Source organism: Chromobacterium sp. HL1, assembly GCF_057418835.1.
Genome location: NZ_CP162399.1, coordinates 4,779,703 through 4,796,381, shown reverse-complemented (window position 1 = coordinate 4,796,381; position 16,679 = coordinate 4,779,703). Strand labels below are relative to the sequence as shown.

The 16,679-nt window shown below is 65.1% G+C and carries 20 protein-coding genes; 13 read left to right on the top strand and 7 right to left on the bottom strand.

Features of this window, described 5'->3' with window-relative positions; genetic code table 11:
* Window positions 1-98 precede the first annotated feature (98 nt).
* The 8 genes from AB1Z25_RS22010 (at window position 99) to AB1Z25_RS21975 (ending at window position 7,549) form a co-directional block, all read left to right on the top strand.
* Window positions 99-1,214, top strand: coding sequence for a serine endopeptidase (locus tag AB1Z25_RS22010; RefSeq protein ID WP_486636170.1), 1,116 nt, complete (start codon window positions 99-101; stop codon window positions 1,212-1,214).
* Window positions 1,201-2,376, top strand: a complete 1,176-nt coding sequence (locus AB1Z25_RS22005) for a phosphoglycerate kinase (RefSeq protein WP_107801295.1) — start codon at window positions 1,201-1,203, stop codon at window positions 2,374-2,376. Before AB1Z25_RS22010 ends, AB1Z25_RS22005 begins: the two co-directional genes overlap by 14 nt.
* A 90-nt stretch (window positions 2,377-2,466) precedes the next feature.
* Entirely contained in the window at window positions 2,467-3,096 is a 630-nt protein-coding gene (locus AB1Z25_RS22000) for a LysE family translocator (protein WP_107801294.1), read from the top strand.
* Between the two features lie 86 nt (window positions 3,097-3,182).
* Window positions 3,183-4,247, top strand: a complete 1,065-nt coding sequence (gene fba / locus AB1Z25_RS21995; RefSeq protein WP_107801293.1) for a class II fructose-bisphosphate aldolase — start codon at window positions 3,183-3,185, stop codon at window positions 4,245-4,247.
* A 137-nt stretch (window positions 4,248-4,384) separates the two neighbouring features.
* Window positions 4,385-4,636, top strand: a complete 252-nt coding sequence (moaD, locus tag AB1Z25_RS21990; RefSeq protein ID WP_253314735.1) for a molybdopterin converting factor subunit 1 — start codon at window positions 4,385-4,387, stop codon at window positions 4,634-4,636.
* A gap of 2 nt (window positions 4,637-4,638) precedes the next feature.
* Window positions 4,639-5,097 carry a molybdopterin synthase catalytic subunit MoaE gene (gene moaE, locus AB1Z25_RS21985; RefSeq protein ID WP_107801290.1) on the top strand — a complete coding sequence of 153 codons (459 nt, stop codon included), beginning with the start codon at window positions 4,639-4,641 and terminating at the stop codon, window positions 5,095-5,097.
* The gene (gene mobA / locus AB1Z25_RS21980) at window positions 5,094-5,678 is read left to right on the top strand and encodes a molybdenum cofactor guanylyltransferase MobA (RefSeq protein ID WP_486636168.1); all 585 of its coding nucleotides are present in this window, start codon (window positions 5,094-5,096) and stop codon (window positions 5,676-5,678) included. The genes moaE and mobA overlap by 4 nt, the downstream gene beginning before the upstream one ends.
* Window positions 5,679-5,857: 179 nt before the next feature.
* The gene (locus AB1Z25_RS21975) at window positions 5,858-7,549 is read left to right on the top strand and encodes a bifunctional metallophosphatase/5'-nucleotidase (RefSeq protein ID WP_486636167.1); all 1,692 of its coding nucleotides are present in this window, start codon (window positions 5,858-5,860) and stop codon (window positions 7,547-7,549) included.
* 15 nt (window positions 7,550-7,564) lie between these two features.
* On the opposite strand, the gene AB1Z25_RS21970 is transcribed toward AB1Z25_RS21975, so the two are convergent.
* The gene (locus AB1Z25_RS21970; RefSeq protein ID WP_227105838.1) at window positions 7,565-8,179 is read right to left on the bottom strand and encodes a 3'-5' exonuclease; all 615 of its coding nucleotides are present in this window, start codon (window positions 8,177-8,179) and stop codon (window positions 7,565-7,567) included.
* Window positions 8,180-8,317: 138 nt separating this feature from the next.
* On the opposite strand from AB1Z25_RS21970, the gene AB1Z25_RS21965 reads away from it, so the two are divergent.
* The gene (locus tag AB1Z25_RS21965; RefSeq protein WP_107801286.1) at window positions 8,318-8,929 is read left to right on the top strand and encodes an EAL and HDOD domain-containing protein; all 612 of its coding nucleotides are present in this window, start codon (window positions 8,318-8,320) and stop codon (window positions 8,927-8,929) included.
* A 13-nt stretch (window positions 8,930-8,942) separates the two neighbouring features.
* On the opposite strand, the gene AB1Z25_RS21960 is transcribed toward AB1Z25_RS21965, so the two are convergent.
* Window positions 8,943-9,743, bottom strand: a complete 801-nt coding sequence (locus tag AB1Z25_RS21960) for a substrate-binding periplasmic protein (RefSeq protein WP_199225955.1) — start codon at window positions 9,741-9,743, stop codon at window positions 8,943-8,945.
* Window positions 9,744-10,221: 478 nt separating this feature from the next.
* Window positions 10,222-11,655 (bottom strand): DEAD/DEAH box helicase, encoded by a 1,434-nt coding sequence (locus AB1Z25_RS21955; RefSeq protein ID WP_235085632.1) that lies wholly within the window; start codon window positions 11,653-11,655, stop codon window positions 10,222-10,224.
* A 378-nt stretch (window positions 11,656-12,033) separates the two neighbouring features.
* Between AB1Z25_RS21955 and AB1Z25_RS21950 the strand changes: the two genes are divergently transcribed.
* Window positions 12,034-12,720: an MliC family protein gene (locus tag AB1Z25_RS21950; RefSeq protein ID WP_107801284.1), complete on the top strand. Its 687-nt coding sequence runs from the start codon at window positions 12,034-12,036 to the stop codon at window positions 12,718-12,720.
* Window positions 12,721-12,957: 237 nt separating this feature from the next.
* Window positions 12,958-13,494, top strand: coding sequence for a YaeQ family protein (locus AB1Z25_RS21945; RefSeq protein WP_107801283.1), 537 nt, complete (start codon window positions 12,958-12,960; stop codon window positions 13,492-13,494).
* Here AB1Z25_RS21945 and AB1Z25_RS21940 read toward each other — a convergent pair.
* From AB1Z25_RS21940 to AB1Z25_RS21930, 3 genes are all read right to left on the bottom strand, one after another.
* Complete coding sequence (locus AB1Z25_RS21940; RefSeq protein ID WP_158274390.1) at window positions 13,487-13,648, bottom strand: hypothetical protein; 162 nt, start codon at window positions 13,646-13,648, stop codon at window positions 13,487-13,489. The genes AB1Z25_RS21945 and AB1Z25_RS21940 overlap by 8 nt on opposite strands.
* Entirely contained in the window at window positions 13,645-13,848 is a 204-nt protein-coding gene (locus AB1Z25_RS21935; protein ID WP_107801282.1) for a hypothetical protein, read from the bottom strand. Before AB1Z25_RS21935 ends, AB1Z25_RS21940 begins: the two co-directional genes overlap by 4 nt.
* 143 nt (window positions 13,849-13,991) lie before the next feature.
* Window positions 13,992-14,297: an antibiotic biosynthesis monooxygenase family protein gene (locus AB1Z25_RS21930; protein WP_227105831.1), complete on the bottom strand. Its 306-nt coding sequence runs from the start codon at window positions 14,295-14,297 to the stop codon at window positions 13,992-13,994.
* Window positions 14,298-14,411: 114 nt separating this feature from the next.
* Between AB1Z25_RS21930 and AB1Z25_RS21925 the strand changes: the two genes are divergently transcribed.
* Both AB1Z25_RS21925 and AB1Z25_RS21920 read left to right on the top strand, forming a co-directional pair.
* The gene (locus AB1Z25_RS21925) at window positions 14,412-14,939 is read left to right on the top strand and encodes a GNAT family N-acetyltransferase (RefSeq protein WP_486636166.1); all 528 of its coding nucleotides are present in this window, start codon (window positions 14,412-14,414) and stop codon (window positions 14,937-14,939) included.
* Between the two features lie 54 nt (window positions 14,940-14,993).
* Window positions 14,994-15,491 carry a M48 metallopeptidase family protein gene (locus AB1Z25_RS21920; protein ID WP_486636165.1) on the top strand — a complete coding sequence of 166 codons (498 nt, stop codon included), beginning with the start codon at window positions 14,994-14,996 and terminating at the stop codon, window positions 15,489-15,491.
* Window positions 15,492-15,552: 61 nt separating this feature from the next.
* On the opposite strand, the gene AB1Z25_RS21915 is transcribed toward AB1Z25_RS21920, so the two are convergent.
* Window positions 15,553-16,551, bottom strand: coding sequence for a sulfate ABC transporter substrate-binding protein (locus AB1Z25_RS21915; RefSeq protein ID WP_486636164.1), 999 nt, complete (start codon window positions 16,549-16,551; stop codon window positions 15,553-15,555).
* Between the last annotated feature and the right edge of the window lie 128 nt (window positions 16,552-16,679).

Here is a 16,679-nt window from a genome sequence, read left to right as displayed (position 1 = left end):
ATTTGATTGGTGTTAAGGTAGGGCCGTTTTTTTGGCATACACTTGCCGGGCGATCGCCGATATCGCCCCCCGCTGAACCGCCGTCACAGGAGAGCAGCATGCGACAGAACCAAGCATTGTCCCGCCCGGAAAAATGGGTTCGGCTGGCCTCCTGGCTGGTGGCTTTGGTGTTCGCGGGCTTTCTGTCCAATCTGGGCGAGCTGGTGATCCGCGATCTGTTCTACGTGCCGGACGGCGGCCCGCCGCAGCTGGAAACGCTGCAGCGGCAGGCCGGCATCGAGCCGCTGCGGCAGCGGCAGCAGGTCTTGCAGCGCCAGAACGACGCGCAGCGCGCCCAGCTGGAAAACCTCGGCGCCACCCGCGAGCAGCTGGAGCGCAATTACCAGACTCAGCGCAAGGGCCTGGCCAACTGGCTGGCCAGCCGCGCCGCCAGCGCCGATCCGCAGCAAAGCGCCGAAGTCAGCCGCCGCACCCGGGAACTGGACGCCCTGCAGGCGCAGATCCTGCAATGGCAGCAGAAGGAAGACCGGGCGAGCGACGGCCTGCGCGCGCTGGAGCGGAACCGGCAAACGCTGCAAGAAGAGATCGCCCGGGTGGATGCCGTCGCCCAGGACCGTTACCAGCAGGCCTACCAGCGTTTCGAGTTGAAAGTCTTCCTGCTGCGGCTGGCGGTGATCTTGCCGCTGCTCTTGCTGGCGGTATGGCTGTTCAGCCGCTATCGGACGCATCGCTACTGGTTCTTCGTTTACGGCTTCGGCCTGTTCGCGCTGTTCGCCTTCTTCGTCGAACTGCTGCCCTATCTGCCCAATTTCGGCGGCTATGTGCGGCTGGCGGTGGGCATCGCGCTGACGGTGTTCGCCGGCCTGCGCATGATTCAGGCCTTCCAGCGCTACGCCGAGAAAAAGCGCGCCGAGCTGCAGCAAAGCCAGAGCGAGCGCGCGCGCCACGTGGCCTACGCCCAGGCCTTGGGCGCCTACCAGAAGAAAACTTGCCCGTCCTGCGACCATCAATACAATATTGCCGGCGACGACGCCGACTACTGCGTGCACTGCGGCCTGCAGCTGTTCCGCGGCTGCGACTGCGGCGCGCGCAATTTCGCCTTTTTTCCGTACTGCAAAAAATGCGGCCGCCCCGGCGCCAAGCCGGAGCCTGCGCCGATGAATCAATCGACAAGCGAATCCAAACCCGAGCGAGCGAACGATGAAATTCAATAAACTTTCCGAACAGGCCCTGGCCGGCAAGCGCGTGCTGATCCGCGTGGACATGAACGTGCCGGTGAAAAACGGCGTCATCGGCGACGATACCCGCATCCGCGCCAGCCTGCCGTCCATCGAGCTGTGCCTGAAAGCCGGCGCCGGCGTGATCCTGATGACCCATCTGGGCCGCCCCACCGAGGGCGAGCCCAAGCCGGAAGACAGCCTGGCGCCGGTGGTGGAGCGCCTGTCCGGCCTGCTGGGCCGGCCGGTGCGCCTGGTGGCGGACTGGCAGTCCGGCCTCAGCGTGGCGCCCGGCGAAGTGGCGATGCTGGAAAACGTGCGCCTGAACAAGGGCGAGAAAAAGAACAACGCCGACCTGGGCCGCGCCTACGCCGCCTTGTGCGACGTGTTCGTCAACGACGCCTTCGGCACCGCCCACCGCGCCGAAGCTTCCACCCACGCGGTGGCCCAGTTCGCGCCGGCCGCCTGCGCCGGCGTGCTGCTCTCCGCCGAGCTGGAAGCGCTGGGCAAGGCCTTGCAAGCGCCGGCGCGGCCGCTGGTGGCCATTGTCGCCGGCTCCAAGGTGTCCACCAAGTTGACCATTCTGGAATCGCTGGCCGACAAGGTGGACCAGTTGATCGTGGGCGGCGGCATCGCCAACACCTTCTTGCTGGCCGAGGGCAAGGCCATAGGCAAATCGCTGGCCGAAGCCGAGCTGGTGGACGAGGCCAAAAAAGTGATCGCCAAGATTCGCGCCCGCGGCGGCGATGTGCCGTTGCCGGCTGACGTGGTCTGCGCCAAGGAGTTCGCCGAAACCGCCGCCGCCGTGACCAAGAGCGCGGCGGAGGTGGAGGCCGACGACATGATTCTGGACATCGGCCCGGATTCCGCGCAGGCCTTGGCCGCCATCATCGCCCAGGCCGGCACCGTGGTGTGGAACGGCCCGGTGGGCGTGTTCGAGTTCGAGCAGTTCGGCGGCGGCACCAAGACCCTGGCCCAGGCCATCGCGGCCTCGCCGGCCTTCTCCATCGCCGGCGGCGGCGACACCCTGGCCGCCATCGCCAAGTACGGCATCACCGACGATATCAGCTACATCTCCACCGGCGGCGGCGCCTTCCTGGAGTTCCTGGAAGGCAAGGAGTTGCCGGCGGTGGCCATCCTGGCCGAGCGCGCGGGCTGAGGGGAAAAAGGCTATCGGGATGAATGGCTTGCGTTACACTGGCGTATTCGCCGCCGTTTCATTCTGATGGCCCACCCGCCGGAGATATCCATGTCGCTCAATACCTGGTTGCTGTTCGTCACCACTGTGTTTTTCGTCTCGGCCACGCCCGGCCCCAATATGCTGCTGGCGATGACCCACGGCATTCACTACGGGGTGCGGCGCACGCTGATGACTTGTCTTGGCCTGATGACGGCGCTGGGTTTGATCATGTTCGGCTCCGCCGCCGGACTGGGCGCGGTGCTGGCCACCTCCGAACTGCTGTTTTCCTTGGTAAAATACGCCGGCGCCGCGTATTTGATCTATCTGGGGATCAAGACCTGGCGCAGCCAGCCGCAGCCGGTGGAGGAAATCCGCGAGGCGGCGGCCGGCAAGCACACGCCCTGGGGCATGTTCCGCACCGGCTTTCTGGTGGCGATGAGCAATCCCAAGGCCTTTATCTTTTTTACCGCGCTGTTCCCGCAGTTCATGAACGCGCAGCAGCCGCAGGGGCCGCAGTTGGCGATCCTGGCGGCGACGTTTTACGTGATCGAGGCGTCCTGGCAGCTGGCTTACGCCGGCGGCGGCGCGCGTTTGGCCGGCTGGCTGAACAGCGCGCGGCGCCTCAAGCTGGTCAACAAAGTGTCCGGCGGCGCTTTCGTCGGCGCCGGCCTGTTGTTGTCCGGCGTGTCCAGACACTGAATTGATGAATTCGCCTCGGGCCGCCGCGCGGTCCGGGCGCCAACCATGCTCCGCCCCGGCGGAGCAGTTTGCGGAGATTGAACACCATGGCTCTCGTTTCCATGCGTCAGCTGCTGGACCACGCAGCGGAATTCGGCTACGGCCTGCCGGCCTTCAACGTCAACAACCTGGAGCAGATGCGCGCCATCATGGAGGCCGCCGACAAGGTGAACGCCCCGGTGATCGTGCAGGCCTCCGCCGGCGCGCGCAAATACGCCGGCGCGCCCTTCCTGCGCCACATGATCCTGGCCGCGGTGGAAGAGTTCCCGCACATCCCGGTGGTGATGCACCAGGACCACGGCACCAGCCCGGACGTGTGCCAGCGTTCTATCCAGCTCGGCTTCTCCTCGGTGATGATGGACGGCTCGCTGAAAAGCGACGGCAAGACCCCGGCCGATTACGCCTACAACGTGGACGTGACCCGCACCGTGGTTAATTTCGCCCACGCCTGCGGCGTGTCGGTGGAAGGCGAGATCGGCTGCCTGGGCAGCCTGGAAACCGGCATGGCCGGCGAAGAAGACGGCGTGGGCGCCGAAGGCGTGCTGGACCACAGCCAGCTGCTGACCGATCCGGAAGAAGCCGCCCAGTTCGTCAAGGACACCGGCGTGGACGCGTTGGCCATCGCCATCGGCACCAGCCACGGCGCTTACAAATTCAGCAAGAAGCCCACCGGCGACGTGCTGCGCATCGACCGCATCAAGGAAATCCACGCCCGCATCCCCAACACCCACCTGGTGATGCACGGCTCCTCCAGCGTGCCGCAGGAATGGCTGCAGATCATCAACGAGTTCGGCGGCGATCTGGGCGAAACCTACGGCGTGCCGGTGGAAGAGATCGTGGAAGGCATCAAGCACGGCGTGCGCAAGGTCAATATCGACACCGACCTGCGCCTGGCCTCCACCGGCGCCATCCGCCGCTTCCTGGCCCAGCATCCGGCCGAGTTCGATCCGCGCAAATACCTGAAAGTGTCCACCGACGCGATGCGCGACATCTGTATCGCCCGCTACGAAGCCTTCGGCTCCGCCGGTCAGGCCAGCAAGATCAAGGCGATCAACCTGGACGCCATGGCCAATAAATACCTGAAGGGCGAGCTGGCGCAGATCGTCAAGTAAGGCCAAGTTCTTCTTCTTGGATCAGCCCGCCGCGAGCGGGCTTTTTTGCGGGCGGGCGCCTAGCCACCTTGACGTATTGGAGGCCCGGCGCGGATTGCTTACACTGCGGTATCCGCTCAACTGCGCAGAGGCAGGCGATGAAACTGAATCTTTTGTATTTTGCCCGCTTGCGGGACGAGTTCGGCCTGGAGAGCGAACATTTGGACAGCGACGCGGCCACGGTGGAGGAACTGCTGGTGGAGTTGCGGCTGCGCGGCGAGGCCTGGTCGCGGGAACTGGCCGCCGACCGGGTGTTCCGCGTGGCGGTGAACCAGCAGATGGCGCGCCTGGACGCCGTTCTGAGCGACGGCGACGAAGTGGCGGTGTTTCCGCCGGTGACCGGAGGATGAGCATGGACGCGTTCACGGTGCGGGTGCAGCCGCAGCGTTTCAGCGCCGGCGTGGAAATCGACGCGCTGTCCGGTAACCCGGCCTGCGGCGCGGTGGTCAGCTTCAGCGGGCTGGTGCGCGATTACGGCGACAGCCGCGATGTGACGGCGCTGGAGCTGGAGCATTATCCGGGCATGACCGAAAAGGCCTTGGAGGCCATCGTGGAGGAAGCGCGCCGGCGTTGGCCGCTGCAGGCGGCCACCGTCATCCATCGCGTGGGGCGGCTGGCGCTGGGCGAGCCCATCGTGCTGGTGGCGGTGGCCAGCAGCCACCGCCGCGACGCCTTCGCCGCCGCGGAATTCCTGATGGACTATCTGAAGCAGGACGCGCCGTTCTGGAAAAAGGAAATCCTGGCGGACGGCCGCGAGCGCTGGGTGGAGGCCAAACACAGCGACGCCCAGGCGGCGGAACGCTGGCAATGAGCCACCAGGCGCTGATTCTGGCCGGCGGCCGCGCCACGCGCATGGGCGGCGCCGACAAGGGCCTGGCGATATTGTCCGGGCGGCCGCTGCTGGCGCACGCCTTGTCCGCCTTGTCCGCGCAGACGCCGCCGCCCGAACGGGTGTGGATCTCGGCCAATCGCAATCTGGACGTGTACGCCGGCTTTGGCTGCCCGCTGCTGCCGGACAGTCTGCCGGATTATCCGGGGCCGCTGGCCGGGGTGCTGGCGGCCTTGGAGCGCGAGGACGGCGGGGTCTGGCTGGTGATGCCTTGCGACGCGGTGCGGCTGCCGGCCGATTTCTCGCGCCGGCTGCTGGCGGAAGTGGCGAGCGGCCGCCAGGCCGCCAGCGCGCGCGACCGCGAAGGCTGGCATCCCAGCCTGCTGGCGCTGGGGCCCGGCCTCCGCGCCGGGCTGGCCGCCTATCTGGCCGGCGGCGGCCGTTCCATCCGTGGTTGGCTGGCCGGTCTTAACCATGTCGAAGTCGGCTTCGACCATCTCTTTCCCAATCTCAACACTGCGGATGCGCTGGCGGCGCTGGAGTCGGAGCCGCGCGCCGACTGAGGCCGCATGGCGATTTGTTTCGCATCATGAAAGTTTTAACTCTTTGTCATTTTGTTTTGCTATAGTGCGCGCGATCGGAGCGTCCATCGCGGTCCATGGCAGTGGACGGACGTCTCCTCATTCGGTCGCGGCCGGCGGCGCCGGCGCGCGCGACAACAAACAAGACAAGGATGCGTTTCGTGAAACTGAAAACCATGAGCTTGTGCCTGGCGGCGAGCCTGGCGCTGTTCGGCTGTTCCGCCGGCTCCGGCGGCTGGGGGCCGGGCGACCAGAACACCGGCGTCTCGCGCCAGCCGGTGGCGGTGAAGATGATCGCCTTCAACGATTTCCACGGCAATCTGGACATGCCTGGCCAACTGACGGTGCCGGATCCGGCCGACCCGAGCAAGACGATCAAGATCAACGCCGGCGGCGTTGATTACCTGGCGGCCTGGGTGCAATCGCTGCGCGCCAAATCGCCCAACACCGTGGTGGTGTCGGCCGGCGATCTGATCGGCGCCAGCCCGCTGGTGTCCGGCCTGTTCCACGACGAGCCCACCATCGAGGCGATGAATCTGCTGGGCCTGGACCTCAACGCCGTCGGCAACCATGAGTTCGACGATGGCCAGCAGGAATTGCTGCGCATGCAGAACGGCGGCTGCAAGACGGGCGTGCCCACCACCTCCTGCCAGAACGGCAAGTTCGCCGGAGCCAAGTTCAAGTTTCTGGCGGCCAATGTCAAGAAAAGCGACGGCGGCACCTTGTTCCCCGCTTACGAGATCAAGAAGTTCGGCGGCATCCCGGTGGCCTTCATCGGCATGACGCTGAAAGGCACGCCGGAAATCGTGTCGCCGGACGGCATCAAGGGGCTGAGCTTCCAGGACGAGGCGGCCACGGTGAATCAGCTGATTCCGCAACTGAAACGTCAGGGCGTGTCCGCCGTGGTGGTGGTGGTGCACGAGGGCGGCTATCAAAGCGGCAATTTCAATGAATGCAACGGCGTGTCCGGCCCCATCGTCGACATCGTCAAGAAGCTGGACCCGGCGGTGAAGCTGGTGGTCACCGGCCACACCCATCAGGCCTACAACTGCGTGATCGACGGCCGCCGGGTGACCAGCGCCAAGAACTACGGTCAGTTGTTCACCGAGATCGACTTCGTGCTGGACCCGGCCACCCGCGACGTCAAGCCCGGCTCCATCCAGGCGCAGAACCGGGTGGTGGCGCGCGACATCGCGCCGCTGGCCTCGGTCAGCAATCTGGTCAAGCTGTACAAGGACTTGGTGGCCCCGGTGGCCAACCGCGTGGTGGGCCAGGCGGCGGGCGCCCTGGACCGCACTCCGTCCGCGGCCGGCGAAACCGTGCTGGGCGACGTGGTGGCCGACGCGCAATTGGCGGCCGGCGCCGCCCAGGGCGCGGTGGTGGCCTTCATGAATCCGGGCGGCGTGCGCGCCGACATCCTTCCCGGCGTCGGCGGCGCTGTGACGTACAACCAATTGTTCACCACCCAGCCCTTCGGCAATGTGATGACCACGCTGACCCTGAGCGGCGCGCAGATCGACCAGCTGCTGGAGCAGCAATGGAGCGATCCGTCCAAGGTCAAGATTCTGCAAGTGTCCAAGGGATTCAGCTATAGCTGGAGCCTGTCGGCGCCGGCGGGCGCCAAGGTGGACATCGCCAGCATCAAGATCAACGGCGTGGCCATCGATCCGCAGGCCAGCTACCGGGTGCAGGTCAACAACTTCATCGCCGGCGGCGGCGACGGCTTCACCGTGCTGACCCAGGGGAGCAACCGGGTGGGCGGCGGCGTGGACGTGGACGTGCTGGAGAGCTATTTCGCCAGCGCTTCGCCAGTGGCGGTGCCGGCGCTGAACCGCATCACGCGGCTGCCTTGATGTTCCGGCGCGGCTTCAGCCGCCGCGCCGCAAACCGCCGCGGGCGTCCAGCTCGCGGTACACCCGCAGCGCCACCCAGGCGTCGTTGCCGGCGTAGGCTTGTTGCGCCGGCGTCAGCGGCAGTTTGGACCAGTTGGTGGTGGACAGCTTCTTGGATTTGCGGAAGTACTGGCCGAACAGCCGCGCCACCGCCTGCACCGCGCCGACGGTGATGCGCGCATCGTCGCTGGAGAAGTGGTCCACTAGATCCAGCACCCGGCCGCAGCGGATGCCCAGCCGCTGTTGCAGCAGCGTCTGGTCCGAACTGAGCTCGAAGCCCACCAAGAGCCGCTGAGGGTCTTCCAGCAGGGTTTTCAGCTCCGGCGCGCACTGGCCGTCCTGCACCGGGAACAGCCAGGCGCGGTCGTCGCAGGCCAGCTGGACCAGGTGCGGACCGGTCGGTTTTTCGCCCTTGTGGAAAGTGGGGCGGGATTCGGTGTCGAAGCCCAGCTCCGCGCAGCCGGCCAGGTCCCGCAACGCGGCGGCGGCCAGCTCCGGCGTGGCGGCCAGCCGCACCTGTTCCGGCGTCAGGCCGGCGAACAGCGGCAGCGCCTTGATCTCCTCGCGGGGAATTTGTCGGGTTGGCAACATGGCGGACTCGCTGACTTGAGGGTAATTTGCAACCTTACCGCATTTAATGACGATGGTCAGGCATAAGCTGTCATATTTTTTGACGGCACCAGCAGGAGATGCCCAACAGCGGCGGCAATATCCTGTAGTATCGTCGGCATGCCTAATTCTTCACGTTATCTTGGCCGGCAGGCAATCGTCGACCGCCAGCAGCAGCTGGTGGCCTATGAACTATTGTTCCGTTCCAGCCCGGCCAATTTCGCCTTGGTGCGCGACGATCTGCTCGCCAGCGCCGAGGTGCTGCGCAACGCCTTCGGAGAGCTGGGCTGCGCGGATGTGTTGGGCCAGTTCCCCGGCTTCATCAACGCCAGCGCCGATTTGTTGCAAGATCCCATCCTGGACCAATTGCCGGCGGAGCGGCTGGTGTTGGAAATCCTGGAAACGGTGACCGTCACCCAGGACTTGCTGCAACGCATGGCCTTGTTGCGCCAGCGCGGCTTTCGCCTGGCGTTGGACGACGTGATCCACCTGGGGCCGGATCAGGCGGCGATGCTGCCGCTGGTGGACATCGTCAAAGTGGACGTGGCGGCGGTGGAAGCGGAACGCTTGCCGGAACTGATGGCGCAATTGAGCGATTTCGACGGCATCCTGCTGGCGGAAAAGGTGGACAGCCGCGAGCAGTTCGAACGTTGCCGCGCGCTGGGCTTCCATTGGTTCCAGGGCTATTTTCACGGCCGGCCGGTGGTGTTGAGCAGCGCGGACGCGCCTTAGCGCCGTTTTCGCTTCACTGCGCCTTGATCGGTTTGTGGTAGGCCAGGCTGGCGGCGCGGGTCTCCGCCACGATGCGCTCGAACTCCCCGCTGTCCTGCAAGGCCTTCAGGCCGCGATTGAAACGTTCCACCAACTCCGGGCCCTGGCGGTGCTTGCGCCAGATCACCACGTGCAGCGGCGCCACCCAGAACGATTTGCTCTGCGGCTCCAATTGCTGGGCCAGCCGCGGCTGGAAGTTGCGGGCGATCAGGTATTGGCCCACTTCCACGTCGATGGGGAATAAGTCGATGCGGCCGGCCAGCAGCTTGCGCAGATTGGTGACGTCGTCCGGCGCCATGTCCGGAATCAGGTGGCCGGCCTTGACCTGCCGGTTGAACTCGTCGGAATAGAAGTTGCCGACCGTGACGCCCACCCGCGCGTGGCGCAGATTGGACAGATCGTTCCAGGGAAAACTGGCGCTGCGGCGCTGGAAAAACACCATGCGCGCATGCAACACCGGTTGGGTGAACAGCAGGTCCTGCTTGCGTTCCGGCGTCGGCGCCCAGCCGAAGCTGCCGTCCACGGTGCCGTTGCGCGCCGATTGCAGCGTGCGGTTGTTGGGGTAGTAACGGAAGGCGACGTCGACGTTGGCGCGGGCGAAGGCCTCTTTGACCAAACGCGACAAAATGCCGTCGTACGGCAGTTCCTTGCCCATATAGGGCGGCCACTCCTGGTTGGACAGGGTGATTTTCAGACGTGGCGCGGCCTGCGGCTGAGCTGCCGCCAGCAGGACTACAGCCAGGCTGCCCAGCAGCCAGCTGCGAAGTCTCATCATTTCCCCGAATCCTTGCTCGATCTGTGCGCGCGGCATGCGTGCTGCCCGTGCGGAGCGCGGCGCGCGCCGTCTCCGCTCGATATTGTTGTCGGCCCCAAGGGCCTATTGCTGAATCGTAGGCAGGTTTGGCGTCCGGCGTAAAGCGCTTCCATCGCCGCGGGGTCGGCGAAGAAGCGCGGCGGCGGCCGCGCCGCAAGGGCGCGGCGCCGCTTGCGCGGGCTTAGAGCCGCTAACAAAACCTCGCAGAGAACCTGAGCCAAGGCGCGCCGACGTAGGCAGTACTAGTCGTACGACAAGGAGGCGCAACGCTGGATCAGGGGTTTTGTTAGCGGGTCTTAGAGCCTGTTCAAAGTCTCGCGAGCAAGGGCGGGACAAGGCGAAAACAAGCGAAAAAGCGGAATGTACACGTGGTACATGAGCATCTTGAGCTTGTTTTCAACGCCGTATCGCCGAAGCACAGCAGACTATGAACGGGTTCTTAGCGGCCTTTCGGCGGGCTGAACAACGCCGAGCTCGGACGCGAGGAGGCGGGCTTGCCGCGCTGACCCTGACCCTGGCCTTGCGACGAGCGCTGACCCGGCTGGCCGTTTGTGGCGTTTTTGGCCTGACCCTGTCCTTGACCCTGGCGCGGCTTGGACGCCGGCGAGCGATGGCCGTGGCCGGTGGGCTTGCTGTCCGGCTGGTGGCGCGGTTTGCCGCCGCCGCCCTGGCGTTGCGGCTGGCCGCGGCGGTTGCCGCCGCCCATCGGGATGGGTTCCGGCTTCACCGACAGATCGGCCTCGAAGCCCGGCACCGCGAAGCGCTCGATCGATTGCTTGGTGAGCTTCTCGATGTCTTTCAGGAAGCTGAACTCGTCCACGCAGACCAGCGATACCGCCTCGCCCCTGCTGCCGGCGCGGCCGGTGCGGCCGATGCGGTGCACGTAGTCTTCCGGCACATTGGGCAGTTCGAAGTTGACCACATGCGGCAGTTGGTCGATGTCCAGGCCGCGCGCGGCGATGTCGGTGGCGACCAGCACCTGCAATTCGCCGCTCTTGAAGTCGGCCAGCGCGCGGGTACGCGCGTTCTGGCTCTTGTTGCCGTGAATCGCGGCGGCGGGGATGCCGGTCTTGTCCAGTTTTTCCGCCAGACGGTTGGCGCCGTGCTTGGTGCGGGTGAACACCAGCGCCTGGAACCAGTTGTGTTCCTTGATCAGATGGATCAGCAGATCGGTTTTGCGGTCGCGGTCCACCAGGTGGATCTTCTGATCCACCAGCTCGTTGGTGGTGTTGCGGCGCGCCACTTCCACCAGCTTGGGGCTGTCCAGCAGACGATCGGCCAGGCCCTTGATCTCGTCGGAGAAGGTGGCGGAGAACAGCAGGTTCTGGCGCTTGGCCGGCAGCAGCGCCAGCACTTTGCGGATGTCGTGGATGAAGCCCATGTCCAACATGCGGTCGGCTTCGTCCAGTACCAGGATCTCAACGCCGGACAAATCGATGTTGCGCTGGCCGGCGTGGTCCAGCAGGCGGCCGGGGGTGGCCACCAGGATGTCCAGCGGCTTGCGCAGTTCGCGGGTTTGCGGGTTGATGTTGACGCCGCCGAACATCACCATGGATTTGAGCGGCAGGTATTTGCCGTAGGTTTGCACCGACTCCTCCACCTGAGCGGCCAGCTCGCGGGTGGGCGTCAGCACCAGCGCGCGCGGACGACCCGGCTGGGTGGACGGCTTGCCCATCAGCAGCTGCAGCAAGGGCAGGGTGAAGCCGGCGGTTTTGCCGGTGCCGGTCTGGGCCGCGGCCAGCAGATCGCCGCCTTGCAGCACTTGCGGGATGGCTTGGGCCTGGATCGGGGTGGGGGTGGTGTAACCGGTTTCGCTGACGGCGCGCAACAGGGATTCGGCCAGACCGAGGTCGGCAAAGGTGAGTGTGGACATGTTTGCTCCTGCGACGGCCTATCGCAGTATGTGCGAACCAATCCAGGCTGACGGGAAAAAGTTAGGGATGCGATGGGCGCTTCGGGATGAAGCGCGCGCGACGCGCAAAGATTGGAATTGCGCGCGAGAGGCCGGAGTTTACCTTCAAATTGTCGGTTTGGGAACTTGTCGCGGCATTGTCATATCCATTCCAACGGAATCCTGAGCCGCGAAAAGCCTTTTTGACGGCCGATATTATTAATAAATGCGAATGGGCGAACTGGTATCATGCTGTCACGTCGCCGGGGTTGAGCGCATCGGCCCGCGGCGGAGAGATGCCCTGTTTTGATGTGTCCGCCCGGCATGGGCGGCGAATAACGCAGTTCAGAGGAAATCGGTATGCCTGGATCCGCCCATAGGCTGGTCGGCTTGATCATATTGTGTCCGGCCTTGGCGCTGGCCGCCGGCAAGGGCGGGTCGGAAGGCGGCCACGGCCGCGCGGCGGAGAGCGGCAGGATCGCAGAGGACACGGCGGAGGCCAATCCGCCGGCGGCGACCGATTTCAATTGCGAAAAGCCGGGCAATCCGGTGGAGGCCATGGTGTGCCAGGACGACAGCCTGACCCGCCAGGACAATCGGCTGGAAAAGGTCTACGCCCTGGCGCTGGAACAGGCCCAGCAAGGCCGGCCGGGGGCCGAGGCCAAGCTGATCGCCGAGCAGCGCCGCTGGGTCAAAAGTCTGAAGGACTGCGTCAAGACCGAGGACATGCATATGTGTCTGGGCGACGTCTACATCATGCGCATCACCCAATTGCAGGCGGCCTGGGGGCTGGCGCCGTCGCTGACGCCCTTGCGCTATGTCTGCAAGGGCAACGCCACCCGCACCGTGCTGGCCACCTTCTATCGCACCCACCCGCCCACGGTGAAGCTGGAGTACAACGGCTCCACCGCCATTCTGCATCAGGGCCTGAGCGGCAGCGGCGCGCGTTACGCGGCGCCGGGGCTGGAACTGTGGATCAAGGGCCGCGAGGCCAGCATCACCTGGCGCGGCGAACCTTTGGACTGCTCCAGCCAGCCTTCGCCTTAAGAACCTGTTTACGATCTGCTGCGCGTCGTCAGACGTCACACGGTGAGTACCGCTTCGTACCGTGTGTACACTCCGCTTTCTCAGCCGTTTTCGCCTTGTCTCGCTCTAGCTTGCGAGATCGCAAACGCGTTTTAAGAGGCCGTTCATGGCGGCGCGCCCCGCCGTCTAGCGATTGAACGGGCGCAATGGCCGGCGGCCCCGTACAATGGCTTCTTTTTTCGCAAAGCCGGTTTCCGCATGGCCCTGTCCGCCACCATTTATAAAGCCAATCTCGCCGTATCCGACATGGATCGCGGCTATTACGCCAGTCATCAGCTGACGCTGGCCCAGCATCCGTCCGAAACCGTGGAACGCATGATGCTGCGTCTGGCCGCCTTTGCGCTCAACGCCAGCGAAACCCTGCAATTCAGCCGCGGTCTGAGCGCCGACGACGAGCCCGAGTTGTGGCAGAAAAACTATGCCGACGAGATCGAGCTGTGGGTGGAACTGGGCGAGCCCGACGAAAAACGGCTGAAGAAAGCGTGCAGCCGCGCCGAGCGCGTGGTGTTGTACAGCTACGGCGGCCGCGCCAGCGAAGTGTGGTGGCCGCAGATGGAGAACAAGCTGGCCCGGCTGGACAAGCTCAGCGTGTTTCGCGTCGAGACGGCCACGCTGGCGGAGCTGGTCGCCATCTGCCAGCGCAGCATGCAGTTGAGCGCCACCATCCAGGACGGTCAGATGTGGCTGGCCGACGAGTCCAACAATGTGCTGGTGGAGCCGCTGCGGCTCAAATAAGGCGTAGCCAGGCGCGCAGCCGCTGCAGCAAGCCCGTTTGGGCCGCGCGCGGCAGCCGCGTCTTGCGTTTGAGCCAGGGCCTATCCTGATGGCGGGCCTGGGCGTAGGCGTGCAATAGCCGGCGGTGGCGCAGGGCGAGATCGCCGCGCTTCATCGCCGCGCGCTCACCAAGCGCCACCAGGCGCGCAAGGACGCTCGCCAGCCGCCATCGGGCGGGGTCCGGGCGGGCGCGGCCGGAAAGCGGGCGTTGAGAATATAACGGCGCAGCGCCAAGGGCGCCGCGTCATCGTCCGGCAGATAGTCGGGAATGCCGCGCGTCGGCAGCGCGCGGCGGACGGGTTTGCTTGCGCTCATCGGCAAGGGCCTCGCAGTGGGATCTTGGCTGCATGCTAGGCTCCGGCGCGTAAAAAGCGGCTAAAGAAAGCGCGGGCGCGGATAAAAAGCGGCTAGTCGCGCCACGGTCCGGTTCCACGTGAAACAGCGCCATGCCGCGGCCCTCAGTCTGACGCGTCCAAGGTCCATTCATAGCTGCGTTCAATACAGGCCACCTCCACCCGGTATTGCCGATACCAGCGCTCCCGTCCCAGTTGCTGCGCCAGCACGTGGTCGGCATGCGCCTTCCAGGCGCGGATGCTGTCGGCGTCCGGCCAGTAGGACAAGGCGATTTCCTGCCCGTCCTCACAGGCGGAAACAAAGGCGAGGCAGCCGAAGTGCTCCATGGCCAGCCGGCGCATCTGCTGGGCGACCGCGGAGTATTCCGCATCCAGTTGCCGCGTGGCGGCGCGAAAAATCACGACATGCATGGAAAGTCTTCCTCGCATAAGGTAGGCGGTATCGGTATTGTCTCGATTGCCGGCGGCCTTGGCCAGAGCCAGTTGGACCGCCGGTGTGGAACCACCGCGGCAAGGGGAGCGAACATGAATCAGGGTTTGTTGTTGCGAGCGGCCGACGCTCGGGACGCCGAGCGGATCGCGGCGCTGCATGTCGCCAGTTGGCAAGAGCATTATCGCGGCATCTTGCCGGACGAATACCTGGATTTGCGCGCCGCGGACGAACGCCTGGCCATGTGGCGGGAGCGCTTCGCCGCGCCGGGCGCGCTGTGGGTGCGGCTGGCGCTGTGGCAGGATGAGCCGGTGGGCTTTGTTTGCCTATTGCCGGACGAGGCGCCGGAGCGGGGCGTGTATCTGGATAATCTGCATGTGAAGGCCGGGCAGCAGGGACGCGGCATCGGCCGCGCGCTGATGGCGGCGGCGGCGGCGGAGGCCTTGCGCGTCGCGCCGGGACGGCCCTTGTTCCTGTGGGCCTACCAGGCCAACCGGGACGCCTGCGCCTTTTACCGGGCGCTGGGCGGCGAGGCGTCCGCGCCTTGCGAGGTGGACACCGTCGGTGGCCGGCGCGCGCTGGCGCTCAGTTATCAGTGGGACGATCCGTCTTGCTTGCTGTAATGCCGGTTTGCGCCGCGGCAACACCTGATCGCGCAGTCGTTTTACAATGGCGCGATGTCTACCCTCAACTATTTGCAGCATTATCCCGCCGCCTTGCTCGGCCAGGTGCAGGCGCTGCTGGATTCCGGCCAGCTGGGCGGCTGGCTGGCGCGCAAGTATCCGGAAAGCCACGATGTGCAGACGGACAAGGCGCTGTATCAGTACGTGTCCGAGATCAAGCTGCGTTATCTGAAGAACGCCGCCTTGCCGGCCAAGGTGAGGTACGACAGCCAGCAGCACCCGGTCAAGGGCACGCTGGGTACCAATACCTTTGTGTCGCGGGTGCAGGGCGGCAAGCTGAAGACCAAGAACGAAATCCGCGTCGCCGCGCTGTTTCGCGACGCGCCCTTGCCCTTCCTGCGCATGATCGTGGTGCATGAGCTGGCCCACCTGAAGGAGAAGGACCACAACAAGGCCTTCTACCAGCTGTGCTGCCACATGGAGCCGGACTACCACCAGCTGGAGTTCGACATGCGGGTGTGGCTGACCTGGAGAGAAAGCCAGGCGGCCTGATCCGCGTTTCCCGCATTGACAACAGCCCGGCTTTGCCGGGCTGTTCGCGTTGAGGGGCGGGTTATTTCTTGGTGATGAGCTGATCAAACACGCCGCCGTCGGCGAAGTGTTTGTGCTGGGCGCCGCGCCAATCGCCGAAAGTGTCTTTCAGCGTGAACAGCTTGACCTTGGGGAACTGGCCCGCGTATTGCGCGGCGATCTTGGCGTCGCGCGGCCGGTAGTAGTTCTGCGCGGCGATGGTCTGTCCCTGCGGGGTGTACAGGAACTTCAGATAGGCTTCGGCCAGCTTGCGATTGCCTTTCTTGTCGGCCACCTTGTCCACCACCGCCACCGGCGGTTCGGCCAGGATGGACAGCGAAGGGGTGACGATGTCGAATTTGTCCGGCCCCAGTTCCTTCACCGCCAGCACCGCCTCGTTTTCCCAGGCCAGCAACACGTCGCCCAAGCCGCGCTGGGCGAAGGTCAGCGTCGCGCCGCGCGCGCCGGTGTCCAGCACCGGCACATGCTTGTACAGTTCGCCGACATAGGCGCGGGCCTTGGCCTCGTTGCCGCCGGGCTGCTTCAGCGCGTAGCCCCAGGCCGCCAGATAATTCCAGCGCGCGCCGCCGGAGGTTTTGGGATTGGGCGTGATCACCTGGATGCCGGGCTTGATCAGATCGCCCCAGTCGCGGATGCCCTTGGGGTTGCCCTTGCGCACCAGAAACACGATGGTGGAGGTGTAGGGCGAGCTATTGTCCGGCAGCCGGCTTTGCCAGTTCTTGGGCAGCAGGCCCTGGTCCGCCAGCACGTCGATGTCGTAGGCCAGCGCCAGCGTGGCCACATCGGCTTCCAGGCCGTGCTGGATGGCCAGCGATTGCTTGCCGGAGCCGCCGTGCGATTGCTTGATGGCGACGTCGCCGCCCTGTTTCTTCCATTGCTCGGCGAAAGCCTTGTTGACGTCCTGATACAGCTCGCGGGTGGGGTCGTAAGAAACGTTGAGCAGCTCGGCGGCCAGCAGCGGCGCGGCGGCGCCGAACAGGGCGAGAGACAGCAGGGTGTGGCGGAAGGTATGACGTGGCATGGCGGTGTCCTGAGGAGGCAAGCGATGAATGCATCTAATCAGAAATGTTTTAGCGCCAGAAGTGATTGTTTTTTATCTTTAAATTCCAAATAAGTCTATGTAATGGCGTGATCTTTTAGAGGAATCGG